This window comes from Rhodococcus sp. P14 (genome assembly GCF_000256505.1).
Taxonomy (GTDB): Bacteria; Actinomycetota; Actinomycetes; order Mycobacteriales; family Mycobacteriaceae; genus Rhodococcus; species Rhodococcus ruber.
In genome coordinates, this window is record NZ_AJFC01000376.1 from 1 (window position 1) to 25,226 (window position 25,226).

At 67.2% G+C, this 25,226-nt stretch carries 22 protein-coding genes and 1 pseudogene; 15 read left to right on the top strand and 8 right to left on the bottom strand.

All coding sequences use genetic code 11. The features are described 5' to 3' along the window. A pseudogene (locus tag OEY_RS29280) lies at window positions 1–186 on the bottom strand (TetR family transcriptional regulator); the annotation flags it as partial. Window positions 187–373: 187 nt separating this feature from the next. Here OEY_RS29280 and OEY_RS29285 point away from each other — a divergent pair. The 6 genes from OEY_RS29285 (at window position 374) to OEY_RS0126215 (ending at window position 5,769) form a co-directional block, all read left to right on the top strand. After that, the gene (locus tag OEY_RS29285; RefSeq protein WP_051009427.1) at window positions 374–1,915 is read left to right on the top strand and encodes an MFS transporter; all 1,542 of its coding nucleotides are present in this window, start codon (window positions 374–376) and stop codon (window positions 1,913–1,915) included. A gap of 25 nt (window positions 1,916–1,940) precedes the next feature. Then, window positions 1,941–2,450, top strand: coding sequence for a universal stress protein (locus OEY_RS0126195; protein WP_010596699.1), 510 nt, complete (start codon window positions 1,941–1,943; stop codon window positions 2,448–2,450). 117 nt (window positions 2,451–2,567) lie between these two features. Next, window positions 2,568–3,188: a recombinase family protein gene (locus OEY_RS0126200; protein WP_010596700.1), complete on the top strand. Its 621-nt coding sequence runs from the start codon at window positions 2,568–2,570 to the stop codon at window positions 3,186–3,188. Between the two features lie 217 nt (window positions 3,189–3,405). Then, a complete protein-coding gene (locus tag OEY_RS0126205) occupies window positions 3,406–4,542 on the top strand; it encodes a hypothetical protein (RefSeq protein WP_010596701.1) in 1,137 nt (378 codons plus the stop codon). 80 nt (window positions 4,543–4,622) lie between these two features. After that, window positions 4,623–4,811: a hypothetical protein gene (locus OEY_RS0126210; protein WP_010596702.1), complete on the top strand. Its 189-nt coding sequence runs from the start codon at window positions 4,623–4,625 to the stop codon at window positions 4,809–4,811. A 1-nt stretch (window position 4,812) separates the two neighbouring features. After that, window positions 4,813–5,769, top strand: coding sequence for a Fic/DOC family protein (locus tag OEY_RS0126215; RefSeq protein WP_010596703.1), 957 nt, complete (start codon window positions 4,813–4,815; stop codon window positions 5,767–5,769). Between the two features lie 31 nt (window positions 5,770–5,800). Here OEY_RS0126215 and OEY_RS29290 read toward each other — a convergent pair whose 3' ends face one another. Both OEY_RS29290 and OEY_RS0126230 read right to left on the bottom strand, forming a co-directional pair. Beyond that, entirely contained in the window at window positions 5,801–6,310 is a 510-nt protein-coding gene (locus OEY_RS29290) for a DUF4365 domain-containing protein (RefSeq protein ID WP_010596704.1), read from the bottom strand. 629 nt (window positions 6,311–6,939) lie between these two features. Then, window positions 6,940–7,662, bottom strand: a complete 723-nt coding sequence (locus tag OEY_RS0126230) for a hypothetical protein (RefSeq protein ID WP_043806018.1) — start codon at window positions 7,660–7,662, stop codon at window positions 6,940–6,942. Between the two features lie 314 nt (window positions 7,663–7,976). Between OEY_RS0126230 and OEY_RS0126235 the strand changes: the two genes are divergently transcribed. Beyond that, complete coding sequence (locus OEY_RS0126235; RefSeq protein WP_157180038.1) at window positions 7,977–8,510, top strand: hypothetical protein; 534 nt, start codon at window positions 7,977–7,979, stop codon at window positions 8,508–8,510. Between the two features lie 94 nt (window positions 8,511–8,604). Continuing rightward, on the top strand, window positions 8,605–9,654 hold the full coding sequence (locus tag OEY_RS0126240) for a hypothetical protein (protein ID WP_157180039.1): 1,050 nt from the start codon (window positions 8,605–8,607) through the stop codon (window positions 9,652–9,654). A gap of 181 nt (window positions 9,655–9,835) precedes the next feature. Here OEY_RS0126240 and OEY_RS0126245 read toward each other — a convergent pair whose 3' ends face one another. Then, entirely contained in the window at window positions 9,836–10,270 is a 435-nt protein-coding gene (locus tag OEY_RS0126245; RefSeq protein WP_029540254.1) for a hypothetical protein, read from the bottom strand. Window positions 10,271–11,207: 937 nt separating this feature from the next. On the opposite strand from OEY_RS0126245, the gene OEY_RS0126250 reads away from it, so the two are divergent. The 3 genes from OEY_RS0126250 (at window position 11,208) to OEY_RS30705 (ending at window position 14,512) form a co-directional block, all read left to right on the top strand. Next, window positions 11,208–11,393 carry a hypothetical protein gene (locus OEY_RS0126250; protein WP_157180040.1) on the top strand — a complete coding sequence of 62 codons (186 nt, stop codon included), beginning with the start codon at window positions 11,208–11,210 and terminating at the stop codon, window positions 11,391–11,393. A gap of 323 nt (window positions 11,394–11,716) precedes the next feature. Beyond that, window positions 11,717–12,412, top strand: a complete 696-nt coding sequence (locus OEY_RS30700; RefSeq protein WP_157180041.1) for a hypothetical protein — start codon at window positions 11,717–11,719, stop codon at window positions 12,410–12,412. A 1,173-nt stretch (window positions 12,413–13,585) separates the two neighbouring features. After that, a complete protein-coding gene (locus OEY_RS30705) occupies window positions 13,586–14,512 on the top strand; it encodes a hypothetical protein (RefSeq protein WP_157180042.1) in 927 nt (308 codons plus the stop codon). A gap of 211 nt (window positions 14,513–14,723) precedes the next feature. On the opposite strand, the gene OEY_RS31480 is transcribed toward OEY_RS30705, so the two are convergent. Together OEY_RS31480 and OEY_RS0126280 are read right to left on the bottom strand one after the other, a co-directional pair. Beyond that, window positions 14,724–14,876: a hypothetical protein gene (locus tag OEY_RS31480; protein WP_337460027.1), complete on the bottom strand. Its 153-nt coding sequence runs from the start codon at window positions 14,874–14,876 to the stop codon at window positions 14,724–14,726. Window positions 14,877–14,889: 13 nt separating this feature from the next. Further along, window positions 14,890–15,462: an endonuclease MutS2 gene (locus OEY_RS0126280; RefSeq protein ID WP_010596713.1), complete on the bottom strand. Its 573-nt coding sequence runs from the start codon at window positions 15,460–15,462 to the stop codon at window positions 14,890–14,892. A gap of 250 nt (window positions 15,463–15,712) precedes the next feature. On the opposite strand from OEY_RS0126280, the gene mobF reads away from it, so the two are divergent. The 4 genes from mobF (at window position 15,713) to OEY_RS0126300 (ending at window position 22,623) form a co-directional block, all read left to right on the top strand. Continuing rightward, the gene (mobF, locus tag OEY_RS0126285; protein WP_010596714.1) at window positions 15,713–19,990 is read left to right on the top strand and encodes a MobF family relaxase; all 4,278 of its coding nucleotides are present in this window, start codon (window positions 15,713–15,715) and stop codon (window positions 19,988–19,990) included. Between the two features lie 204 nt (window positions 19,991–20,194). Then, a complete protein-coding gene (locus OEY_RS0126290; protein ID WP_010596715.1) occupies window positions 20,195–21,154 on the top strand; it encodes a hypothetical protein in 960 nt (319 codons plus the stop codon). 333 nt (window positions 21,155–21,487) lie between these two features. Continuing rightward, entirely contained in the window at window positions 21,488–21,838 is a 351-nt protein-coding gene (locus tag OEY_RS0126295; protein ID WP_029547237.1) for a hypothetical protein, read from the top strand. Window positions 21,839–21,897: 59 nt separating this feature from the next. After that, on the top strand, window positions 21,898–22,623 hold the full coding sequence (locus tag OEY_RS0126300) for a hypothetical protein (RefSeq protein WP_010596716.1): 726 nt from the start codon (window positions 21,898–21,900) through the stop codon (window positions 22,621–22,623). Between the two features lie 97 nt (window positions 22,624–22,720). On the opposite strand, the gene OEY_RS0126305 is transcribed toward OEY_RS0126300, so the two are convergent. Beyond that, window positions 22,721–23,221 carry a DUF4913 domain-containing protein gene (locus OEY_RS0126305; RefSeq protein WP_010596717.1) on the bottom strand — a complete coding sequence of 167 codons (501 nt, stop codon included), beginning with the start codon at window positions 23,219–23,221 and terminating at the stop codon, window positions 22,721–22,723. A 4-nt stretch (window positions 23,222–23,225) separates the two neighbouring features. Further along, complete coding sequence (locus tag OEY_RS0126310; RefSeq protein ID WP_010596718.1) at window positions 23,226–25,217, bottom strand: type IV secretory system conjugative DNA transfer family protein; 1,992 nt, start codon at window positions 25,215–25,217, stop codon at window positions 23,226–23,228. Between the last annotated feature and the right edge of the window lie 9 nt (window positions 25,218–25,226).

The following is a 25,226-nucleotide window of genomic DNA, read 5'->3' on the forward strand; positions in this document are numbered from 1 at the left end:
GACCGCGTCGATGGTGACCGCGTCGATACCGCCGGTGGCCAGCAGATGGGTGGCCGCGTCGAGCAACCGTGCCCGCGAGCGCGCCAACCGCGGATCGGCCTGATCGAGATCCGCGTCCTGCTCGCCGGTGGCGGAGTGGGGCGCGGCGGGTCCGGTGCGGGTGTCGGCCTGGTCGCGGGTGGTCATGGTCGGGAAGACCTCCAAGGAAACGGGCGGCGGTGAATGTGTCCGATTTCGACTCTATCGCAACCACTCTCGCCTGTGATACTCATGGTAGCGAAGCGATACCGATGGTTTCGTCGGGTGGGAGGTGCCGGTGAACGCACCGGAAACGACTGACGGTCACAGTGTGCTGGCGCGGGCCGAATGGTGGATGCTGACGGTGTCGTGCCTGGCGGTGGCGCTGGTCGTCGCGGCGATGGCTGCACTGTATTCGGCGTTGCCGCTGATCGCGGTCGCGACCGGGGCGACCCAATCGCAGCTGACCTGGATCGTCGACGGCTACACCCTGCTCCTGGCGTGCCTGGTCCTGCCCGCCGGCGCGGTGGGTGACCGCTACGGGCGCCGCGTCGTGCTGATCGCGGGCCTGGCGGTGTTCTCCGTGGCCTCGGCGCTGCCGCTGCTCATGTCGGGGCCGGTGTGGCTGATCGCGGCCCGCGCGGCGGCGGGCGCGGGCGCGGCACTGGTGATGCCCTCGACCCTGTCGATCCTGACCGCGGGGCTGCCCGAAGCGCATCGCGGGCGCGCGGTCGGGGTGTGGGCTGGGGTCGCCGGGTCCGGTGCGGTGCTCGGGATCCTCGGCTCGGGACTGCTGCTGGCGCGGTGGTCGTGGGAATCGGTGTTCGTGGGACTGACCGTGGCCGGGGTGGTGCTGGCCGCGCTGGCGTGCACCATCGCCGAATCCCGCGAGCGGGAACACCCGCCGGTGGACTGGGTGGGCGCGGTGGCGGTGGCGATCGCGATCGCGGCGATCGTGTTCGCCTGCGTCGAGATCCCCGCGCGCGGCTGGCTCGACCCGCTCGTGACCCCCACCCTCGCGCTCGGTGTCGCCGCGGCGGTGGTGTTCGTGATCATGGAGTTGCGGGTCGCCGCGCCGCTGCTGGATGTGCGGTTGTTCGCCCGGCGGGGGTTCGGGGCCGGGTCACTGTCGGTGACCATCCAGTTCCTGGTCACCTTCGGGGTGTTCCTGCTGCTGGTGCAATACCTGCAATTGATCCTCGGGTACGGGCCGCTCGGTTCGGCGCTGGGCCTGGTGCCGATGGCGGTGCCGCTGGTGGCGATCTCGGTGATCGCGCCGTGGCTGTCGAGCCGGGTCGGGCTGCGGGCGATGACCGTCACCGGGCTGCTCGCCATCGCGACCGGACTCTTCCTGGTGAGCCGGTTGACCCTGGCCGCCGACTACCCAGACCTGTTGTGGCCGTTGCTGATCCTGAGCGCCGGGCTGGGATTGTGCACCGCCCCGGCCACCTACGCCATCGTCGCCGACACCCCCGTGGCCAAACACGGTGTCGCCGCCGCCGTCAACGACGCCGCCCGCGAGATCGGCGCGGCCATCGGAATCGCCGTATCCGGCAGCGTGCTCGCCGCCGGATACACCCACCACATCCAACCCGCCCTGCCCCAGCTGCCCGAACCCGCTCGCGGCCCGGTCGCCGACTCCCTCGCCGCCGCCCTGCAGGTCGCCGACCGCGCCGGACCCGCCGCCCAGCCACTGGCCGAATTCGCCAAGACCGCGTTCGTACACGGCAGCACCCAGGCCGCGCTCGCGCTGGCGGCCATCACCGCGGCCGGAGCACTCGCGCTGGCCATCCTCGCCCCCGGACGCACACCCCGGCCCACCCCCACCACGACCACGACCACGACCACGACCACGGTGCGCGAACCGGCATCCACACTGCAGGACCCCCACAGCTGATACTCACCGTGAAAGGGAGGTCGTCATGACGGCCTACCACACCATCCTCGTCGACACCGACGGCTCCGACCGCTCCTACCGGGTGATCGACCACGCCGCCGAACTCGCCCGCGCCAGCCACGCCCGCCTGCTCATCCTGTGCGCCCGCCACGACATCGACGCCCACACCCTCGGCCCCGACCTCGACCGGCTCGGACCCGACGCCTACCAACTCCGCGGCACCACCCCCACCGACACGATCCTGCGCACCGCCCGCCACCACGCCACCGCCCACGGCGCCACCGACATCACCACCCACATCCTGGCCCCACCCACCCTGCACGCCCTGCTGCACCTGGCCGCCACCACCGGCACCGACCTCATCGTCACCGGCCACCCCCACCGCCACCCGCTGCTGGCCCGCTGGCTACCCACCCTGCCCATCGAACTCGCCCGCCACGCCCACTGCGACATCCTCATCGTCCACGCCCCGCCCGACAATCCACCCCACCTGCCACCGAACCCCGCAGACCGGCACTCGACGACTGTCCCGTAAGCCGATCGGCCACCGGAACACCACGATCCGCGGACTGCCGCCCAGCTCGCAGGTGTTCCGTAGAGGTGTTCCGCGTACCGTCCCGCTCAACCCCCGCTATCCGGAACAATTCCGGGTATGGGTGAACCGTTCCGCGTCGGATACTGCCGTTGCTCCACCGATGAACAAGACGTCGAGATCCAAACCGACCAACTCCTCACTCTCGGCGTTCCACGCGACCGGATCTTCATCGACACCGGGTTCTCCGGCACCACCCGCCGCAACCGCACGGGCCTCGACAACGCGCTCGCCGCAGTGACCTCGGCAGCGGCGGCCGTCAGCGGGCGGCAGGTCGTGCTGACCACAACGAAATTCGACCGATTCGCCCGCAACATGGCCGAAGCCGGAGAAATCCTCACCGACCTGCGCAAGCGCGATGTCCTGTTCGGGCTCGGCAGCTCCGTCTACGACTGGAACGACCCGTTCGGCAAACTCTTCCTGCAAACCCTGGCCATGGTCGCCGAATTCGAGGCCAACCTGGGCCACCTGCGCACCCGTGAAGGCATGGCCAAGGCCCGCGCCAAGGGCCGCCTCAAGGGCAAACAGCCGAAACTGCCTCTCGCAGCACGCAAAACGATCCACCGCCGCTACCACGACCCCGGCGACGACGCCAGCCTGGCCGACCTCGCCGAGGAATACAGCGTCGGTCGCTCCACCATCCACCGCATCATCAGCAGCCCCGCCCCACCCCGCATCTGACGCAAACCAGCGCACCGCCCGAGCCGATCACGACGGCATCGTCGCTGGTCCAGCCATATGTGTTGTTTTCCGCGCGATTACTACCGGAACCCCGTGGAACAGCATCGACGACCGCGACAAGAAGATCTGGCACTTCCCCCACGCCGCGATCCCCGACTCGGAAACCGCCGACCTGGCCGACGCGCTGCGAAGCTCGTTGATCCGGCTCGAGGAGGAGGTGACCCGCACCAACGACGAGGTGGTCTTCGGGGCCATAGGCGGCGTTCCCCTCGAACTCGGCTACACCCAGGTCCTCGGCCAGTTCTCCATCTCCGTCGGCGAGGAGAGGGCCTGGTACGACCGCGAGCGCTTCTACAACGTCCGCGAACGGACTAGCGGTGCGCAGGGGATGCTGACCACCCTCCGCAATCTCGCCGAGAAGGCCACCCGACAGGTGCCGATCATCGAAGCGAGGATCGAACACAACCGCGGCCGGCTCGCCGACGCCGAGGCCGAGCCGGAACTCGAGTTCACCGCGACGGACGAACTCGAGGCTGCGAAACTGCGGGCCGAAGAGCTGCGGCTCGAGGTCAACGCCCGCGAGAACTCCCCCGACGCACTACGCCGAGCCCGCGAAGACCAGCAGCGCCGGGCCGCGGACGGGCAGTACCCGCAGTGGACCCTCGACCTGAACCCCACCGATGCCTGGGCCGAACACCGCGGCATGAGCAAGTCCGACCTCATCGCCTCGGTGCCGGCACGCATGGCCGCCGCCCGGCAGGAATGGCTCGACGGCGCCGAGCAGCGCGAAGCCAGCCGCAAGGCCGACCCGTGGGTGGCTCTCGACGAGACCGAAGCGCTCTGGCAGTACGGCTTCGACCCCGGCAGCGGCCGGCCCGGCGCCCGGGTGTACTGGGACGACCGGCAATGGCACCTCGAAGCCTGGGACGGCGACGGCGCGATCAACTGTGAAGCCGTCAACACCCGAGGCGAAGCATTCAGCCTCGGCATCCGCGCGGTCGAGACGTTCGCCACCGACCGGGAGATCCCCCGCGAGGCGATTCACCAGGCCGGCATCGACCGCCGCGAACGCCTCGACAACGCCGCGGCCCCCACGACGGTGGAACCGACCGACGCGGTGGTCGAACCCGCCGACGCGATCGTGGAGCCGACCGAGACGGTCAGCGCCGCCACCGGCACCTTCGAGCTCGATGACACGCTCGCACACGGATTGCGGGCCGCAGGAGACGTTCGCCCACTGCACAAGGTGAATCCCCACGGCACAGGGCCGCAACAGCAGCAGCACATCGACCCGACACGGCAGTACGAAGCCGAATACGGAGGCGGGTACGAGGAAGACGGTCGCGCCGTCTGATCGCGTCTCTAACCTCGACACCACCGGTGGGGGGGGGGCCGACGGTCCTGCCCCACCACACCACCGACCAGGGGGAACCTGTGACACCACGCAAGAACGAAGCCGAAGCCCGCGCCGCCGTCGCCGCGATGGAACCGATCATGGCCATCGAAGGCCGCGACATGAGCGACGCCGACAGGGAACTGCTGGTCGAACTGATCCAAGGCACCACGACCATCGAAGAAGTCACCAAGATCATCGCTCGCGAAGCCGGCTACGAGATCGACTGACATGGCCCCGCGCTACTCCCGCGAATGGCTCGACTACTTCATCCCCGACACGATCGACTGGCACCCGGACGGAATGCCCGACACCAGCCGCGCCGTGATGAAAAGCCTGGTCCTGCGATCGGAGAAATGGCCGCACGGCATCCCCGACGCCGACCTGCTGCACCGCACCGAAGGCGTCATCAGCTACATGCGCATGCAGGAACTGGCCGACGATCCGATCCCCGGCCGGTTCGACCTGCCACACTTCCAACGCATCCATCACCACCTGTTCCAGGACGTCTACCCCTGGGCCGGGCAACTGCGCACCGCCCCGTGGGACTGGCCGATGGTCAAGATGGGGCCGGACGTCGCCGCCGTGCGCGCCGGCGGGCGCCCCGTCACCGAAATCCCGCATTCGTACTTCAAGGCCCGCGACGTCCTGCCGGCCGCCACCGCTGTTCTCGACCGCCTCACAGCGAAGAACAACCTGCGCGGACTCGGACGAGAACAGTTCCTCGACGAGCTGACGAAAGTGTGGGCACGGATCAACTTCGTGCACCCGTTCCGGGAAGGGAACACCCGCACACAGTTCGCGTTCTTCCGGCAGCTGTGCACCGAGGCCGGCTACACCCTGCACACCGACCGCTTCATCGCCGTCCAGAAAGCCGACCTCGCCCACAACCCTCTGCTCGGAGACCTCCGCGAGCAATTCGTCTGGGGGCGCTTCGAGTACATGCAGACCGGCGACACCCGCCTGATGCGCGAGGTCCTCGACTTGACCATCACCGACGCCACCGACCCGCTGCCTGTCGGTCCGATCATCGACCACGGCGTCGACCTGCGCGCCATCGCCGCCGCGACCCTCGGTCACCCCCGGCCCGTCCGGGCAAGAACCCCCGGTACCGCCGCGCCAGACACCCCTGCCGCGACCGTGGACCTGCCCCACAGGCACCCCACGAGCCACGACCTCGACCCGTAGTGTGAATCCCGCATAAGTGACACCGCCCGGATCACGAGTGTGGATGTGCGTGCTTGAACACCTGCTCGATGTGCGGTGGTGTCGCCGACCAGGCTGCCAGGTCCTGATCCCACCGTTTGCGGATGCTCACCCCGTACTCGGGGGCGCTTTTGAGCCCGACGTAGTCTCGGCTGACCAGGGGCGGGTACGGATCGGACCATTCGGTGGCCGGAATCAGGAACAGGTGCGGGTCGTCGCCGGTGTCGAACACCACCAGGGCCAACACGACCCACGATTCCAGCGGGAAGGTCGACTTGCGCATGAAGACGTACCCGCTGGTGACCCGGATGGCTTTGACCTGGACCATCACGTGGCGGCCTCGGCCGACGTCCACGACCAGATCCACCCCCCGGTCGTCGGCCAGCGGCCGGTAGACCTGAAACCCCAACAGCGCGATCCGGCTGGCGACGAACAATTCGGCCGCAGCCCCTCGGGCGAGGGAGCTTGGTGCCCGCCCACCCAACTCGACCGGCCCCGTGCCGACCACATCGTCATCGGTCATACACACCAGTATCGCGGCTCGAAAAGACCCCTCGTCGGGTAAGTCCGGACCCGGCACGGATGCTTCTCGAGTCCCCGGCCGCCGAATGGCGAACATCGCCTCCGCCCTTCCGGTGCCGAAGACACGCGACGACAGGGTCGTCGTCGAGGCCGTGGACCGGCGTCGGATCCCCGGGTATCGAGCGCGCCGTCGAGCCAGGGCGGACCGGACGAGCCGAACCTCGTCCCTGATGAAGCGGCGGCGGGAGGGGGAGCCCCGATCCGAGGTCCGGCTTCGATGCGGACAACTCAGCTCAGTCGGGACAGCGGTGTCCTTCATCGCCTGGTCGATGCGGTGGTGGAGCCGGTCCGCGGTCTCGGCGCATCGCAGGAGTTCGGCCCGGTTCGGCTCTGCCGGGGGCCCTGGATCCGGCGGCGCAGATCACCGGCCCACTCCCGCAGCGCAGTCGTCAGCACGAAATGCGCATCCGGCTCGTCCGGGTCCTCGGGATCGAAGGCCACACGGCCACACCCCGAGTCGTTCAGACCGGACAGAACCGTGTCCAGACGGTCGCGGATGGCGGCGAGCTCGGTCGGCACACCCGTGAGGCCCAGGTCCGGGGCGATGGGCAAGACGTTCGTGCTCTGGTCCTACGGTCCGGCGTGTAGTTCGGTGCGTACCGAGCGAGCCGAGGCCCAGATGGCGTGGTCGACCTCCCAGGCGGTCACCCGCCGCCCGAGTGCCCCGCTGACGTGTGCGGCGAGCTCGGTGAGCAGGATGCGGGCCGCGGCGGCGTCGACGTCGGCGCCATGGCGGGCGAGCCACCGCAGCACCATGCGATCGGGTTTGACGGTGTCCTCGTCCCCGATCAGCATCCACAGGTAGCCGCGGCGCACCCCGAACCCGCCGTCGCCGGGGACGGTGTGCAGCTGGGCGTCGACCGTCTCGAACCGCTGCGGGTCGGTGAGCAGGACCCGGGCGTCGTGCACGGTGCCGATCCCGTGCTCGTGGAGGATCGTCGCGAACCGCAGCACGGCCTCGGCCTTGAGGATGCCCCCGCGGGGCGAGGTGCGCTGGCGGTTCTTCGTCACCTCCAGCAGCGCCTCGACGGTGTCGTAGCGGTCCAGGAACACCTCGAGCGGTAGCGGATCCGCGAGGTCGGTGGTCGGCGGAGGCACGGACGCAGCCTCGATACCGGCATCGGCAGCGACCCGGCGCACCACCGGCAGTACGTGACGGTCGTAGTGGGCGCCGATGCTGTAGACCGCGTCGAAGACGCACAGACTCAGGCTCACCCACTGCCACCGGCGTGGCTGCAGATCGAGCATGCGGACGGCGTCGATCAACGGCGACAAGTCGGCAGGCACAGACATGCCTGCACGGTAGACGACCTGGTTAACGCTCGAAGCGACGATCGAGTCTCGAAGGCCGGGCTGAGCCGCCGCGCCTGCTGGAAGTCGAATACGAAGCGTGCGGGCCAGGTGGTCGGAGTTGAGGCGCAGCACGGCGGCGGCTCGGGTGCTCAACAACACCAGCCCGTGCCCGGACCCTGCCTAGGGATCGATGTGAGGCACAGGAGCGTACGGGAGACCGTCGGTGCCGACGATCCAGGGCAGTTGCGGTGCGGCCACCAACCGTCGATCGATTCCGGGGTTTCGGAGCCGATCCCGCCGGGAAGGCTCCGCGCGTGGAAATGTTGACCGGCCGGGATCTTCCGCCACGGGATGGGTTCGAGTTGCGTATGGACCTCGAGCAGGACTACGAGTGGAACATCTACGACGCCGGTCTCGATCGCTGCGCCCCCGATCTGGCAGCGTGGAACCGGATGGACTGGCTGTACGTCGGAGTGGTGGTCACCGCCTCCCGGGACGGCACAGCGCTCGGGGACGCGTCGATTTGGAAGATTCCCCACGGTGTCATGGGCGACGGCGTGCACGTCGATGCGCTCGCTCCCGGCGGAGTGTTCGCCCGCTTCCGCGAACAGTTGATTACCGAGGCCATCGCCGATGCCATCAATACCCTGCGCCGCAACGCCGCCGCCGACACCGACCCCGACTTCGAGCACCCAGGGTGGTCTCCGCCGCGTCTCGACAAACTCGACACCCCAGCCCACCCGGCGTATCCCTGGCAGATCACCTGGCCCGACGGCAGGACCTCCACCTATCGGCGCCGCCGGGACGCCGAACACATTCTGCTGACGATGCTCCAGGACCTGTGGTAGTCCCTGGGATACCCGGGCCCGACACCGGCACCGAAGCAGTCGTACGAGTCTCTCAGGGTTGCTCTGCACCACGACCGGAAACGAGGAGGACACGGTGACCGACGCGCCGATGCGGATGTGGATGGAGAACACCGACCGGCCCTACGACACACTCGGCACCGACGTCGCTGTCCGCCGCTACCGCCAATTCGGCACCCGCCGGCTGTCGGGCACTGTGCTCGAGCAGATGCTTCCCGGCGACATCGTCTTCCACTGGTGGCGGGGCGACACGCCGCCGGCGCTGGTCGGGTGGTCGGTCGTCACCGGCCACCCGACCGTGTTCTACGACGAACATCCCGGCGAGCAATACCCGGTCGACGACGACGGCCACGCGCCGGTACCGGTCATCGACGACGTCGCCGGTGAGCGCACCGGCACCTTCACGACCCGAGAAACCGTCGGTGATATGGCCGAAGAAACCTTCGACAAGCACTACCGTCACACGTGGATGAGCGCCGACCTCGGTGGGATGTGGGAACTCGACACCCCGCTGACCCTGCCCACCGTCCAGCAACTCGCCTCGGACGTTCTCGCCGTCGCCGACGAATTACAGGTCACCGCGGGTGCGGATCCGCTCGTTTTCCCCTTCGACCGCGCCGACCCCGCCACCGTCCGCGACGCCGACCCGCATTATCTGACCGCCTTCCCGCCGGCACTGCTCGACGTGCTCCCCGGGCTGCCGACCGTGCGGGCCTTGACCACCGCCGCCTCCGAGTCGTTGCGCAGCTGGGGTATCGACCGGTTCCACGACTGGCGCCTACACGCCGCCCTGGACCAGTACGCCGTGGACATGGCCGCCGCGTTTCTGCGCCGACAGGACTACACCGTCACCGATGTCGGCGCATTCGAGCACTATCAGCTCCGCGCCCAGCGCGACGGCGAGCAGCCGTTGACGATCACGGTGGTCGCCGGCCGCGGTGACATCGGCCCCATCCGCGAGCGGGGGTCGATGATCGTGGTGGATCGCATCGAGCTGCTCGAGGACACCTCTCCCACCCAGGACTGGCACAGCACCGCCGGGGGGCGGTTGCGGTGGTGGGCCGACAGCTCCTGCCCCGCCCCCGATATCGATTACACGATTCCCCAGGCGAACATCGTGTACTGACGGCGACCACGTTGGCGCCCCCTGCGACGGATCGAACCCGCAAGGGCGTATGCGGCATCCGGCCACGCGGCTGGTCGAGCACCTGCGCCTTCTCACGGTCGAGCCCGACCCCCCCCGGGACGAGTCGTCGATTCGAGTAGCCGTCCGGGCGCGGTCGATCACTGTGGTTCGGGCCCCGCGTTCACGGAGCATGCCAGGTGGCCGTGCCCGACTGCAGGGTGATGCTCGCTCCGTCGATGGTGACGGTGGCGGTGATGGTGCCCGAACCGGTCTGATTCGGCAGCAGGTCGGTGAACGGCGCTGCGGTGCCGGTGGCGCCGGTGGTGGTGTTGCGCCAGTGCACCGTGCACGGGCAGTAGTCGAAGTCCATGGTCCACCCCCGCAGCGGCGGCGCAGCCGGATCGGTGCGCAGGTACACCGCCGCGTTGATCAAAGGCGTGATGTTGCCGGCCGAGCCGGTGTTGCTGGTGAAGATACCGGGGATGTCGTGCAGACCGATAGTCCGGGTGAAGGTGGCCGCCGACGCGGTCGGGGCGGTGAGCACGGTCAGTCCAGTTGCGGCGCCGATTGACGCGGCGATGGCGGCAAGGCGACGTAGCGAAGGTCGCATGAGCATGGTGGGTCCTCTTCTCAGGCCGGACGCCGTTATCTCCGGCTATTTCCGGCGGGAACAAGTGCGGGGGCGCACCGGCTCTGCGGCGCGAGTCCGGCCGATCAGCCGGCGCTACCGCTCGTGAGCGGGTTGTACGCCCAGACCTGGCGGGTGGTCTGTCCCGGCGCGGGAACGGGACTGGCCGGATCAGTGTGTTCTCCTGTCCGCCGGGTGTGCTCAATGCAGCTGGCAGTCTGCCCAGGGAAGGACTGGTATTCGATCGTGGTGCTGGTGACGGGCTGAGAATCAGCGCCTTGTGGGAGTTGTCTCCGAACGCGCCGGGATCGAAGGGGGTGACGAAGAACTCGGTGGCGTCGTAGAGCGGGGCGGCGACCACAGGGGCACGCAGCATAGCGCCGGCCCCGGCGCCGGTCCGAGCAGCCGGCGTGCGTCGGTTCACGGCAGGATCCCCCCTTTCGTCGCGTATCGATCCACTGCTTTCATGATCGAAAAAGGCGATCGGGCGTTACCGGGTCGAGGGTCACGGGCACCTCGACAGCGGCCGGCCACCGGCTACGGCGGCGTCGTATCTCGGCGCGTCGGCATCGTCCAGCCTCGGCGCAGCGGCGGAACAGCAGACGTCCGCCCCATACTCGTCGCCGCTGCCGCCGCGTGCTCCGCTGTCATATTCGCCCGATCACACCTCGTTTCCCACTCCGCCCGCCGCGCCGATACCCCGACCAGACCCCGCCGGAGTGCGCTGGTTCGACGGAGCCGGATGGATCGAGGCGACCCTGCCCGGGGTGCCGAAGGCGCCTCCGGAGACTCGCTCTGACAGGAGCTGCGTTCTTCTGGCGTGTCTGGCCGGTTGTTCGGTGAATGCGTCGTGTCGACCGTCGATCGGCCGCTGTCGCCGAGGCGAGGACGTAACGTTCATGTGCTGGGAATCGAGGAATGGGTCATGACCAAGTTCAGAGCGGCCGCCCTGGTGGGAACGCTCACCGTGTTTCTCGCTCTCGGCTCCGGCACCGCAGCGGCCAGCCCTCCGGGCATCGACGGACCCGCCTGGCTGCCGCAGCCCTGGCGGCAGGCCTTCGCCGACTTCCTGCACTGGCTGTACGTGATCGGAATCCTGCCCGGCGCCTGAGCTCGATCTTCAGCGCACTCCGGCGGACGAGTCGCAGAGCCGAGATGTCGGGTGCTGCGGTTGATCGACCGAAGTCTCCTCCCGACTCGGGACTGCCCAGGTTCCACATCCCGTCGGTGCGCTGGGTTCGGTGTTCTGCCCGGCTCGTCGAATCGCATCGCGCGAGACAGGCAGTGCGGAACATCCACGCGCTCAACTTGCATCGGCCAGGGATCTGCGGAGTCTGGGCAACCGCCTCACAGTCACGGCCGCAGCAGCAGCGTGCCTCGGGTGCTCCCGCGTTCATTTCTGGCCGTCCGTATCAAGGGACAGGGAGCATCCCTGTGGACGGCGTGATTTGCTATCTAAACGAAAGTCTCAACAGAGGAACGGTCATGCCGAGGACTGCGGACGCCTGGCGAATAGTCGTCTCCGGGCTGGTGGCGATGACTATTGCCAGCTGTTCGGCCGATCGAACCGAACAGCTGGACGACATGGTGGTGCCGAAGCAGTTGTCGTGCTCGATGGAATCGGAAACGAACATGCTACCTGCCCCGTATTGGTTTATGGGCGCGCAGATAGTCCGCAATGATTCAGCTGTGATCGTAGTCGAAATGACGATTTCTTCCCTGCCGCCTGAACGGTATTCCAATCTAGTTGGAAATCCGCCTTCGTTGACCGATATAACCATGTACATGCTCGACGGGGACTCTTGGGAAGACAGGCCCCTGGGGATAAACAGGGTCGAAATCGAGATGGAGCGTCTTTCGCGCCCCGCGACGGCATATCGCACCGTCGAAGTTGAATCGGACGACCCGGAAAGTTTGTTTGATACCGAAATCGAATCCGAGGAAGAGTGGTCGACTCCCGACGAGATTCAGGTATCGGAGAGGGGGAACACTATAGTCGTAGCCATCGAACCCGCAATCTTCCCGAACCTCCGTCCCGGAAAAGACTTCCATACCGAAATATTCATCAGGCACGAGAATTTCAGCAATACTTCTGACGTTCCGATGTATGCCTGGTCTCGATGTCGGTAACGGAAAATATCGATTCGTGTGCAGAGCGATCACTATAGCCTTTCTGCTGGGACGAGGTCCTCGAACCTAATGGGGGGCTACCGGCCACGCCACGCCTGTTGGTCGAGGCGAGGACGGTCGGTGACTTCGGGATCGACGAAGGCCAAGCGTCTCAGCTCCTCGACCTCGCGGTCGCGTAGTACTGCCCCGAACTCGCCTCGACGTAGCTTCGAGGCCTGCCGGGAGCGCGGTCGATCAGCCTTGTACTTCGTGGTGAGAACCGGTCAAGGAGTAACTCGGCGTTGGTTACCGGGGGTGTCTGGGGCCGGCGCGATCGTGCTGGGAGTGTCCGGGTGGTTGTCCGGCAGTGACTCCGACACGGCGACGCAGGAGCCATCGTCAACCACCCCGGCGTCGGCGGCGTCCCCCACGAGCACCGGGATGTCGCCGTCGGCTACCACAACCTCCGCGACATCGACGACGTCTGCGGCCCCCACGACGTCGACTCCTCTCACCGCGGACCAGCTGGTTCTGTCGCCGGACCAGCTGCCCGGGGCGGGATGGAAACCGGATGATGATGGTGATCTCGAGTCGACGGAGCGGCAGGAAGCATCGCAACCGGAGTGCAGCAACCAATCCTGGACACTGCGCACCGACGAGATGACCGATCAGGCCGGTGCTGCCTGGTCTTTCGACCAGGCAGCAGAAGTCGAAGCGATCACCAGCCAGGCGTTTGTGTACCGGGACGAGCAGGCCGCTGCGACAGCGTTGGCGGCGTATCGGGACGTCGTCGAGCGGTGTGTGCCCTGGCAGATGGGCGCTGGGGCTACCGGTTACACCTTCGAGGTGACCAGAGAACTTTCGATGCTGCGGTCGGGGACGAGTCTGTTGCTCGCATGCAGACCACGGCCACGGTCCGGTATTCGGATGTGCCTGCAAGCTGGAGTTATGGGGTCAGCGCCCGGGTGGGAGCATCGATTGTGCAGGTCACCTATCGTCCGAGGTCCCTGCTCGGCAGCGGGCAAGGCAAACCCAGGCGGTCGAACTGGCAGCGACCGCCGCCCAACAGGCGCAGACCCGCACCGGATAGAAAGGGAGCACACAGTGAACACAAATCGCCCCATCACCTCGGCGCTGGATAGGATCTGAACGCTCTGGTCACAACGCCGGCAGGCAGGGGAATGGGGAGTCCTCGTGACTCACCTGGAACGGAGGGACAGCGCCATGCCGGCTGACGATCCCACTGCAGAGCTTGTTCAACTTCTCGATTTGGGTGAGCTCAACGTGGTCCCACTGAGCGCAATCAAATGGGCGGAGTCAGCGCTCACCCAATCGGACTCGATCCTCGCAACTGTCGAGTCCATGCTCGACAACGGTGTCGATGCGCCGACGGAGAAGCAGAAACGGGCACTTCGGAACATTCACGATGCGGCGTTGTCGTGGCTCCCCGCCCAGCACGTCATTGATTCGTTCGCGAGTGAGCTGGCTGCGGTGCGGGGGCCGCGATCCAAACAAGAAGATGCATCAGGACAACGCCCGCGGAGCGGTTCGAGGTACACGCAGACCGACGACGACCCGCCGATCAAACGGCCACCGCCCCCGCCTCGTGTCACTGCTATCGAGTCGGTACTGAGCTCTGCTCAGCGACTCGGTGTCATTTCAGAGCATCCGACCTACAAGCTCCCAAGCCGAGAAGACAAGCCGTTCAGACTTGTCCGCAAGCGGCAAGTCCACGGCGAGCCCGCAGACCTGAAACCAGACCCTGACCCCGGTCCGGCCCTGTACCACCATGGCGACTGCCCGGTACTTGCCACCGAGATCCAGCACGCAAAGTCCTGCACAGACGACAAGGCCCGAATCGGGTTGTACACGTTGGAACAGGCGAAACACCGCGGCATCGCGTGCCCTGTATGCCTGTTCGGGCTGGCGAAGGCGCGGACGGACCACCTTCGACTCAAGCCGTGCCGAGTGCAGGGGCCCGAGGCGATGGACAACGGACTGCTCCTACGCTGGCGCCAAGACACGACAGGTAAATGGAAGGGTCTGGTCCTTCGCCAGGCCGAGGATTCCGTGTTCTGCGAAGTTGTTGCCTCGAGTGACCTGGAATCGATACCCGAGTAAGGACCGAACGAACTCCTGCCGTCGACAGCAGTCAGCATCGCAACAAGTTAATCGGGGAGGAGCCAAACGGTTCTCCTGCCGAGCTCCTCGAGTGGTGCGCGAGCATCGTGCGTTGCCGGTTCTCGCGTTGGAAGTTGAATCGCCCGTACCCGTCGGGCGCACTGATCGCCCCGACCCAGTACCAACACGTCGGAGACTTGACGACCTTCGCTCAGAACGCCGCCACATTCGCCTGCTGCGACGGCCGCAGGGAGTTGTCCACCACTCGCACCTGCCGCGATTGCTCCGGCGCCTCCGAGTCGACGTACTCGATGTCGCACTGTGGGAAGACGAAGTCGAGCGACGGCTCGCTGTCGGCGCTCATGACCGAAGCAACGTCATGACGCTGCTGTCACCAGTTGGTTGTCGTCGGCAGCAGGCGACGGGGCAGAGGTAGCCCTCGCGGACCAGGCGCCGATACCGGACGCGGCCAGGTCGGCCTTCGCCTGCTCGATGATCTTCTTCGCCTCTCGCGTGCTCACGCCCAGCAGCGGCGCAAGTTCGGCGGGTGACGCATTCTCGCTGAACTCCACGATCGCCGACGCGTACTCGCGCAGCAGCACCGACTCCTGCTGTTGTTCTTCCGGTGTCAGGTGGGTGCCGGCCGACTCTGCTTCCGCCTGCACGGCCTCGATCTTGGCGGCGTACTCCTGCTGGATCTTCGCGATGCGACGATCGCGTGCCTTCTCCAGCTGCTCGATCTTGCGCTGCGGTGCCGCAGAGCGTGATTCGACCACCGCGTCGAGCTTCGCCAGCTTCGCCGCTGTGTCATGGATTGGAGCGGCCAACGATTCGAGTTCGACCTGGCGTGCGAGGAACCGCTCTTTCTCGCGCCGGAGGTTCTCGCGCACGTTCGGGGTGGTGTGCGGGCGCAGCGAGCGGCGCGCTGCCGCCTTCGAAGACGTGGCCATGGCCCGGGAGTGTATCGGCTCACCGCGACCGTGCGCGGCTTCACACCGCGGACGCCGTGTCGTCGTGTCAATTCACAACTCTGGTCCCTCTTTCGCCGAACCCCTCCCCTGTTACCTCATGTCGGCAGCCCCGAACGCGCCCAGAACCGTCGACGGTTCTGGGCGCGTTCGTAGCTGACCTGTGGTCAGCCCCAAAACTTCTACACACCTGATGCACTAAAGCTGCCACGTGGCATGATCATCTCCCGTGATGACCGTCCACAAGCTCCAAGCGGGGGACGGCTATGTCTATCTGACCAAGCATGTCGCGGCTGGGGATGCGACCGAGACCCGCAAGGCGGATGCGGTCGACTATTACGTCGCCAAGGGCACCCCACCGGGGGTGTGGTGCGGCAAGTTGGCAAAGAAGGTCGGTGTCGAGGTCGGCACCGAAGTCACCGAGGATGCGATGCGTTCGGTGTTCGGCGCCGCCCGCACCCCAAATGCTTTCGCGACCCGCCCGGGGAAGGGGTCGCCCCTGCAAGAACGCCTCGACTGGTCCGCAAGCACCGCTCTCGGGCGGGCGTTTTCGTGGTTCGAGAACAGCCAGGAGTACGTCAACGACGTCGAGGACCTGTGCAGCGCGTACAAGGGTCGGCACGGCGAGTACCCGGATGCAGAGACCAAGAAGGCGATCCAGTTCGCCACCGCCCGCAAGCACCTGCAGCGCTCGAACGGTGAGCGCGCCGACCTGCTCGGCGACGACGAGATCTGGACGTTCGTCGCCGAGCAGTACAGCAAGGCCCGTCAGCCGGTGGCCGGCTACGACCTGGTGTTCACCCCGATGAAGTCGATCTCGTTGCTGTGGGGTCTCGGGGACGAGAAGGTCAAGGCCGCGGTCGAAGAAGCGCACAGGCAGGCCGTGGACGAAGCATTGGCCTGGATCGAAAACGAGGTGATCTACACCCGCCGCGGTAAGGGCGGCGAGCGCAAGATCAAGGCCGAGGGGCTGTTGATCGCCCGGTTCGACCACTTCGACAATCGCGCTGCGGACCCGAACCTGCACACCCACAGCGCGGTGCTCAATCGCGTCTATGCCGAGGGCCGCTGGACCACCATCGACGGCTCGATTCTCTACAAGGCGAACGTCGCGGCATCGGAGAAGTACAACACCCGCGTGGCCGATCTGGTGGCCCGCAAGCTCGGCGTCACCTTCGCCCCCCGGCCCGATACACCGGTCGGCAAGCAACCGGTCTACGAGGTAGACGGCATCCCGTTATCCCTCATCGAGGAGTTCTCCCGCCGGGCCGCCATCGAGGCACGCCAGGAAGAACTGGCCCGCGAGTACAAGACCCGCTACGGCAAGAATCCGCCGAAGAAGGTGCAGTACGCCCACGCGCAACAGGCCACCCTCGACACCCGCAACGCCAAGAACCCACCCCGCTCGTTGGCCGAACTGCGGGCCGAATGGCGCGAGCGCGCCGAAGCGATCCTCGCCGGAAACAGTCCCGGCGAGCTGGTCGACTCCGTCCGCGGTGCGCGTGATCGCCGCCCGGAACTGGCACCCGAGCAGGTGCCCACTCTGGTGAACGAGGTCGTCGACACGCTCTCGCACAAGGTCGGGTCGTGGACGGTGTTCTCGGTGACCGCCGAGATCGAGAGACGACTGCGAGAGTTCAGTTTCGCCGATGACGAGCAGCTGCGCGCCGTCCACGATGACGCACTCGAACTCGCCCTGCGCGACTACTGCCTGCCCGTCGACATCGAGGAATACCACCTGCCCGAGCGGATCAGCGACCGCGTCGAACGGGGACGGCGGCGCAGTCTGCTGGTCGATCGCGCGCAGATGCGCTACACCGCGCAAGCGGTTCTCGACGCCGAGGACTTCATGCGCCGGCAGGCCGACACCGGCGACGTGCACACCGTGGCCGAGCGGATCATCCGCCGCACGTTGCGCCGGATCGAGCAGGCGAACGGGCACGAGCTCGGGGCCGATCAGCTCGCGCTGATCACCCACTTCCTCACCGCCCGCACGCGTGTGGCCGTGGCGGTCGGTGCGGCCGGCGCCGGCAAGACCACCGCGGCCACCGTGATCGCCCGCGCCTGGGAAGCGGTCAACGGAAACGTCCTCGCCCTGGGGCCGTCGGCCCGGGCCGCCGAGGTGCTCGGTGAGGAGATTTCGGTGCAGGGACGCACCATCGCCGATGTGCTCACCCGCCACCGCGTCGGCATCCCGACCGGCATCGGCAGGGGTGATCTTCTGCTGGTGGACGAGGCCGGCATGGCCTCGGCCCGCGACCTGGCGGACCTGACGCGCATCGCCACCGACGCCGGGGCGGTGGTGCGTTTGTTGGGTGATCCGCAGCAGCTCGCCTCCGTCGAAGCCGGTGGTGTGTTGCGGGATCTGGCCGATCGCACCAACGCCCCGTTCCTGCGCAAAGTCCACCGGTTCGCCACCGACGGCGAGGCCGAGGCGAGCCTGCGGTTGCGCACGGGCGATGTGACGGCGCTCGAGTGGTACGACAGCAACGACCGCATCCGGCAGGGCATGGCGCACGAGCTGGCCGATCTGGTCTTCGACGCCTACGTCGCCGACGTCGAGGCCGGCCAGGTCGCCTTGATGGTCGCCCCGACCAACGATCTGGTGCGCCAGCTCAACGAGAAGGCCGCCGCCTACTACCGCGCCAATGGCACCGTCACCGGCCCCGGCATCGTCCTGGCCGACGGTCTCGAAGCCGCCGTCGGGGACGTGGTGGTCACCCGCAAGAACAACTCCAAGTACGTCGTGACCGGCTCCGCCGGCAACACCTCGGGCCGGGTGAAGAACGGCGACCTGTGGACCGTCGCCGAGCTCGGCACCGACGGCTCGCTGCGGCTGCGCAACAACATCAGCGGCGGCCAGGTCACCGTCGCCGGCGACTACATCACCGACAACGTGCAACTCGGGTACGCGACCACGGTGCACCGCTCGCAGGGCATGACGGTGGGAAGCTGCCACGTGCTCGCCGGAGCGAACATGGATCGCCAGTCGCTGTACGTGGCGCTCAGCCGCGGCAAGAACACCAACATCGTCTACGCCGCCCACGACGAGCTGCCCGACTGGGACTTCGAACATCACCCCGACGAGCATCCCGGCGCGATGGGTCTGCTCGCGAAGATCATCGCCCGCGACGGCTCGCAGCGCACCGTGCATCAGATGATCGAGGACGAACAGCGCAAGGCCGCGTCCTGGTCGACGATCACCAACAGCTACATGCTGGCCCTCGGGGAGCTGTACGAGGACTACACCGAGCAGCTGCTCAGCCGGATCCTCACCGACGAGCAGTTCGGCTGGGTGCACGGCCTCGGCGGGTGGGATCAGATCGTCACCTACGTCGCCCAGTCGGAAACGTTCGGCTGGGACACCGAGGCCCTGCTGCGCCAGGCAGCGTCGGTGATGAGCGTCGAAGGCAAGGCCGGGCGGATCGACACCGACCGCAACTCCCCCGGCCGGGTCATCGCTCGCGCCCTGAAAGAGCGCATCGATGCTGAGGACGGAGCGCGGCTGCCGCGCCGCCGCACCGACGCGGTGGCCGCCTACCGCGTGCCCGCGCTGACCGAGGCCGCGGCCGAAGCGGATCCGATCCTCGCCGCCTACGCCCGCTCGTGCGAGCAGCAGATGCACGCGTTCATCGACTCCTACACCACCACCGCACTCGAACGCAGCGCCCCGTGGATCGTCGCCGTCGGCCAGCGGGGAACGGACCCCCGTCGGGTGCGCCTGTGGGAGTCCACGGTGCGGGAGATCGCGATCTCGCGGGTGCTGGCCAACGCATCCGACGACGAGAACGATCCGATGGCACACATCCGCGAAGCCCGGAAGTCGACCCTCACCGCGACCATCGAACGGTTGCATCGGCCCGAACAGGCCACCGACGAGGTGGTCGGCCCGTACGCCCGCTACACCGACGCCGAACTGAATTCGGCACGGGCGCTCAGCCGGGGCCGGCTCACCGAAGACGCGATGCTGCTGTCGCTGGCCAAGGACGAGCTCGACCGGGCACGAGGCGAGGCGTCCGCTCTCGGAGCCGTCGAGCGGTCCCTGGCGCAGGTCGAGATCGACGAACGCAACATCGCGGCGGTGCGTGCTGCCCGCGCCCGCCTCGACGCCCTGACTCGTTCCCCGCAGGCCACCGAACAGCAGATCGATGCCGCTCGCGCCGCCGTGGCCGCAGCCGAACAGGTGGCACCACTCGAGCGTCGCTGGGCCGTGATCGAACGCGGCGCCCAGCACTACCGGGCTGCCGAAGCTGCCAAGGCCCGCGCCCGCGCCACCGACGACCAGGCCCTCGGCCGGATCACCGACCGCATCACCCGACTCGACGAGTCGATCGCCACCGAACGCACCATCCTCGGCCAGATCGACGCCGAACTCGCCCGCCGCAACGCCAGCGGAACCGACTACACCACCGGCAACCCGACGCGACAGACCCAGGTGGACTCGTCGGCGAACGCCCCTATCGACAGCGACCCGCTCGAACACGACAACGGCCCGGAACGGGAACTGTAGGCCCGGCGGCTGCGAGCACATCCGAACAGCACAAGGAGAACAACGATGGCGGACAACGACCAGAAGCGACGGTTTCTGCGCAACCGGAGACCCGCAGCTCTGCCCACCGATGCGACGGGTGCGCCGAACTCGCCCGCCTCACCTCCGGCCGGTGCTGCGGCGATACCGCAACCCCGGCCGGCCAGGGCGCAAGCCGCCCAGGACGTGACCGACCTTGTCGGCTTTCTGCGGGAAGTCGATGGTCGCCGCGCTCAGGGCCGGTCGGCACCGGCACCGAAGGCACGCACCGAGGTTCTCGGTGCGTTCCGGGGACAGCCTGCCCAGCAGACCACGGTCCAGATTCTGGCCGCGGCGGCGACCGCCCGGCATGTCGGTGCACAGGCACAGATCACTCGCAAGTGGGAGCAACTGGCGCAGGAGAATGCGGCCGGACTGGAGGCTCTGCGAGCACAGCAGTACCGGCAAGAACAGCAGCGGTACGTGCAGGTGCAGATGCGCCCGGACGAGATCGACCGGCTCATTGCCGAGCGACAGGCTGCCGACCGGGACGCCGACAAGCGCGTCTTCGACGCCGCTGCGGCGGTCGCGTTGAGCTACGTCGCGGCCAAGAGTGTGCCGTCGTTCGACAAGCTCGCCGACCTGTCCGCCCAGCACCTCGAGGTGGTCGAACCCACCGCGGACGTGCCGGCCTCAGTGGCCGAAGCCTTCGCCCGCGCTGCCGACGCCGACACCGTAGAGATGAACTTCGACAAGGACGCGGACAAGTCGTCCGCGCCCGGCGGCCCCGATGCACGCACCGAACCGGTGGTCGACGGCCACGAAGCGGATGTGTCCGACCAGCTCGAACGGGTCGAAGCGCCCGCACCCACGGACCGCGGGGATCTGGGCAGGATCGGGGCGGTGCTCGAGTCCGCCGGCCGGGGTCTGGCCACCGCGGTAGGCCCGATCAACGGTGACGACGAAGTCGCCCCTCCCCTGTCTCCGGTCAACCTGAACCAGCTCAGTCAGGAACTGCTCGATGCGATCGGTGCTGCGATGAGCAGTCACCCCCGGTCGGTGGCCGAGATGCTCAACATCGAACGCCGACCCGACCACACCAACGAGGCCGCGTTTGTTCCCGCGATGGGTATCGAACACAGCCAGGAAGCAACACTCAGTTGCTGATCGTGATGGCTATGCCGTGCCGGGCAGATCCGGAACCGAGGGCAGGACTGCGCGAGCCTGATTGGATCGCTCAGCGAGTGCCATCGATCCGTAGAGGAAGTGGCCGCTACGAGTCTGAGCATCTCGCTCTCCAGAATGGCCACGGCTTCGCCTTCGCGCGCGTTGGAGTCCATGTGCGCTCCTATTCGGAGAAAGGACGCTCCGGTGTCCTGCGGCGGCGGGGAGCTCAGACCTGCTTCGGCACACCGAGGTGGACATGAAACGGCTGTACAGTCCACCTATCATGGGAAGGGCCAGGGCCGAGTGTGGGAAGTCAGAGTAGGGGTGGGACAGATGAGCGTCGTCACGCCGAAGACCCTGCGTCAACAGCTCGTGCAGTCCGCGGTCCTGGACAAGATCGTGACCAGCGGCATCTCGATCGACACCGAACCCGTGCGCCGCAGCCTCCAGACGATCCGCCGACAGGTCAACCGCAGTCCGCTGATGGACCGCTACATCGATCGCTGGGACAGGATCGTCCGCGACAACGATATCGACGGTATCCGCAAGATCGTTGAGTCGGACGATGACACCAGCCGGGAGATGCGGAATCTGTCCCCGCTGTCGGTGCTGCTCAGCGAGGACGAACGCCGACGCGTGCTCACCGAGTTCGGAACCCGGTTCAAAGCCGGCACGACACGGTGAATCGGGAAGAACTCGGTCGCGCGATCAAAGCTGCGTGCGCCAATCTCGACGAGCCTCGTGTGATCGTCCTCGGCTCTCAATCAATCCTCGGTAGCTTCGATACCGATGAGCTGCCCCCTGCGACCTTCCTGTCCCGTGAAGTCGATATCCTGCCGTTGAGTGGGATCACGGACCCGCCCTCGGTCGAGGACAAACTTCTGTTGCTCGATGCCCGGCTCGGCGAGGACTCCCCTTTCCACACTGCCTTCGGTTTCTACGTCGAAGGTATCCACAAGGACGTCGTGGTCCTGCCGACGAACTGGGACAATCGGCTCGTCCACTTCGTTGTCGACGACGACGCATCCAGCCTGTACGGCCGGGCCGGGCTGTGTCTGGACCCGGTGGATCTGTGTGTGGCCAAGACGATCGCCGGTAGAGAAAAGGACTACGAGTTCGTCGCGGCACTTGTAGCGGAACAACTCGTCACGGCCGCCGACATCCAGGCCCGGATAGCCGGCGGCATCGACTGGCCGCCGACCTACACCGAAAACAAGGAACGGTCCCTTGCCAGGGCTCAGAGCTGGCTGGACTATCTGTCGAGTTCGGCTGCGGTGCGTCCCGACGGAGGCGCCACCACACCCATGTCACCGCCGACGGCTGGACCCGACATCACTGCTGCACTCCTCGGGCATCCGCGCCCGATCAAGCAGATGTTGAGTCGAAGGACCCGAGAGCCGAACAGCGCGGGACCGGAGCTTCCCGATGACGGCCCTGTACGAGAGGCAGGGCCCGACCTGTCGCGTTGACGGCCTCGCCGTCGGCGAGGCAGCTGTGTTCGGCATCGACCGTATCCATGAGATGCAGCACGAAGGAACGACATACGCTCGATCCTGCTCTCATCACTCATCGTTCGTTCTGCCTCGAGAGTGCGTCGAGGACCGTTGGCGGTACGGGATCGGAGGGCATGGCCGGCCAGCCCATGAAGCTGCGGTCGGCTTTGGCGTTGGCCATCGGTCCGGTGTCGCCGTCGAGGATGACCCGCAGGTGGGGTTCGAGGTGCTGTATCCACCAGGAGGACATGGCGGACATCGAGTCCGAGGCGCGTGCTTCTTCCCATGCCTGGTGCAGTGCGGCCAGTCGGGCGAGGACCTCGGGGTAGGCCCACCACCGCGGGTCCCAGGACATGCCGCCGTCGTTGTCGCTGATGCGGCGGCGGATCACCGGCAGGAAGAACCCTTCGACGAACTCGACGACATTGGCGAAGGCCGGCTCGATGATCGCTTCCTCGGTGTCGTCGGGCTCGTCCTGGTAGTCCTGCGCGACAGTGTCGTCGTACGCGTCGCTGTCGGGTGCTTCGTTGTTTGTGTCCCACGCCTGGGATGCGGCGGTGTCGAGGGCAACCATGATGTCAGTCCTTCGTCAGAAATTCGGAGTGGAAGAGCGCGTGGGCGCGAGATTCGGTGGTGGGCTCGGGGCCGGTGACCGTCGGTGGCTCGCCTGCGCAGTGTTTGTCCAGCAGCACCGTGGCCACGGGTTCGGGCTGGTCGGTGTATCCGACCGGCAGCGCTTTCTGCCCCGCTGCGGCGAGCTGGTTGCTCTCGCGCTGGGACTGGCGGATCGCCTCGGCGAACGGTAAGTCGCCCCAGAAGGCTTTGCGGACCAGGATCGGGGTGGCGCCACCGATCGTGACGAGGGCGCGGGTTTTCGGTAGTGCTCGCAGGTCCCGCTTTTCGAAGATGGTTTCCTTCTGCCAGCTGCTCGACACGCTCGCCTGACCGCCCGGGAAGAAGCCGGCGGGGCGACTGCGGGATTCGGTGTCGACGTAGTGGGTGCCGACGGCATCGACCAGGCCGGACAGGAAGGCGTCGTCTTCGACGTTGCCGCCGTACCAGATCACGCTGCACGCATCGACCATGGCTTTGAACGCTTCGCGGCCCCAGACCTTCTCCCCTTGGGAGGGGGACTGGAAGAAGGTGATGAGGATGATGCCGCGGCCGCCGAAGTGTGAGTACCAGCGGGGCAGGTCTTCGAGCTTGCAGATGTTGGCGGCCTCGTCGAGCACCGCCGTCAGCGGGAGCGGCATCCGTTCCGATTGCTGCTGCTCGGAGTATTCCTCGGCGCAGGTGAGGATCTGGCCGACCAGGGCACTCGAGATCGCCGAGGACGAGCCGGGCCCGTCCTTCGACATCGCGTACATCGTGTCGGTGCGCTTGACGAACTCGTCGGCGAGGAATTCCGGCAGGTCGTGAACGCGGCGGCCGGGGGTGACGGTGACCTGGCCGTTCGTGTCGGTGCCGATGACCACCCGGCGGTTCGGCAGGACCGCGTCGGCGTAGCGAGGTTCGTCCAACGGGGACAAAAAGCGGCGGGCCATGTCGTAGAAGCCGTCGCGTTGCTTGGCGTTGACGGCCTGCTTGCCGCGCATCGTACGGGCGAGTTCCGGGTAGCCGTACTGCTCGAGCACCGCCGGGGGGATCTGCGATTGGGTGTGGGTCAGCCACTCGACCACATGTCGGATGTCCCCGCCGGCCAGGGCGGCGGCGAGCAGGTAGGAGGCGAACAGGTCCCGGGCGTTGCCGTCGAAGTAGGCATCGACCCGGGCACCGGCGTCGGTGGCGGCGGAGATGAAGTAGCCGCACACCGCCGCAGCGGAGGGCAGGTCGGTGACCGTGCGCAGCGGGTTGAACCAGAAACTCGCGCGCTGCTGCCGGTTACCGGTGCTCACCCCTTGCAGGTCGAACACCCATACCCGCCCGCTCTGGCGGCGGAGACCGACGGTGTGCGAGTACACATCGCCGCGGTTCGAGGCCACCAGCGCCGCTCCCGGGGCGTGGCAGATCGCCGGGATCGCGAAGCCGGCGGATTTGCCCATCCGGGCGCCGGCGAACGCGATCGCCACGAACTCCCAGGTCATCCGCACGGTGCGACCCCCGACCACGGTGTCACCGAGGGGGATACCGAGGTAGCCGGGATGATTTTTCGGGATCGCGGGGGCGAGCCGGTCGGTGGAGGCGGCGAGGTACGTCGGGTCGGCCTCGTCGACCTCCTTCGGGTCGACCATCGTGCGGGCGAGACGATCGATGCGCTTTTCGAACTGCTTGCCCTCGAGCGTCTCGAGGACCCCGAACCGGCGCAGCGCCCACCAGCCTGCCCCGGCGACCACCGCCAGCAGGACCAGCTCGACACCGAGGACGATGGTTGCCCCGGCCGGCCAGCTCGTCGCCCCCAGTGCCAGAGCGAACAGCAGGCCGATCGGATTCCAGGTGGGGCGGTTTCCCCCGCCGGTGTTGTAGGCGATCGTCGGCAGGTACGCCACGACCACCAGGACGGGAAGTGCCTTGAGGAACATCTCGTCGGCGCCCGAGGAGGTGCGGGGCCGGTCGCGTCGCGTCTGTGCCATGGTCGTGCG

What these genes read in the sequence shown, in the direction of transcription:
- OEY_RS29285 (WP_051009427.1), top strand. Translation starts at nt 374, where the DNA reads ATGCTGACGGTGTCGTGCCTGGCGGTGGCGCTGGTCGTCGCGGCGATG.
- OEY_RS0126195 (WP_010596699.1), top strand. Translation starts at nt 1,941, where the DNA reads ATGACGGCCTACCACACCATCCTCGTCGACACCGACGGCTCCGACCGC.
- OEY_RS0126200 (WP_010596700.1), top strand. Translation starts at nt 2,568, where the DNA reads ATGGGTGAACCGTTCCGCGTCGGATACTGCCGTTGCTCCACCGATGAA.
- OEY_RS0126215 (WP_010596703.1), top strand. Translation starts at nt 4,813, where the DNA reads ATGGCCCCGCGCTACTCCCGCGAATGGCTCGACTACTTCATCCCCGAC.
- OEY_RS29290 (WP_010596704.1), bottom strand. Translation starts at nt 6,310, where the DNA reads ATGACCGATGACGATGTGGTCGGCACGGGGCCGGTCGAGTTGGGTGGG.
- OEY_RS0126230 (WP_043806018.1), bottom strand. Translation starts at nt 7,662, where the DNA reads ATGTCTGTGCCTGCCGACTTGTCGCCGTTGATCGACGCCGTCCGCATG.
- OEY_RS0126245 (WP_029540254.1), bottom strand. Translation starts at nt 10,270, where the DNA reads ATGCTCATGCGACCTTCGCTACGTCGCCTTGCCGCCATCGCCGCGTCA.
- OEY_RS0126250 (WP_157180040.1), top strand. Translation starts at nt 11,208, where the DNA reads ATGACCAAGTTCAGAGCGGCCGCCCTGGTGGGAACGCTCACCGTGTTT.
- OEY_RS31480 (WP_337460027.1), bottom strand. Translation starts at nt 14,876, where the DNA reads ATGAGCGCCGACAGCGAGCCGTCGCTCGACTTCGTCTTCCCACAGTGC.
- OEY_RS0126280 (WP_010596713.1), bottom strand. Translation starts at nt 15,462, where the DNA reads ATGGCCACGTCTTCGAAGGCGGCAGCGCGCCGCTCGCTGCGCCCGCAC.
- mobF (WP_010596714.1), top strand. Translation starts at nt 15,713, where the DNA reads ATGACCGTCCACAAGCTCCAAGCGGGGGACGGCTATGTCTATCTGACC.
- OEY_RS0126295 (WP_029547237.1), top strand. Translation starts at nt 21,488, where the DNA reads ATGAGCGTCGTCACGCCGAAGACCCTGCGTCAACAGCTCGTGCAGTCC.
- OEY_RS0126305 (WP_010596717.1), bottom strand. Translation starts at nt 23,221, where the DNA reads ATGGTTGCCCTCGACACCGCCGCATCCCAGGCGTGGGACACAAACAAC.
- OEY_RS0126310 (WP_010596718.1), bottom strand. Translation starts at nt 25,217, where the DNA reads ATGGCACAGACGCGACGCGACCGGCCCCGCACCTCCTCGGGCGCCGAC.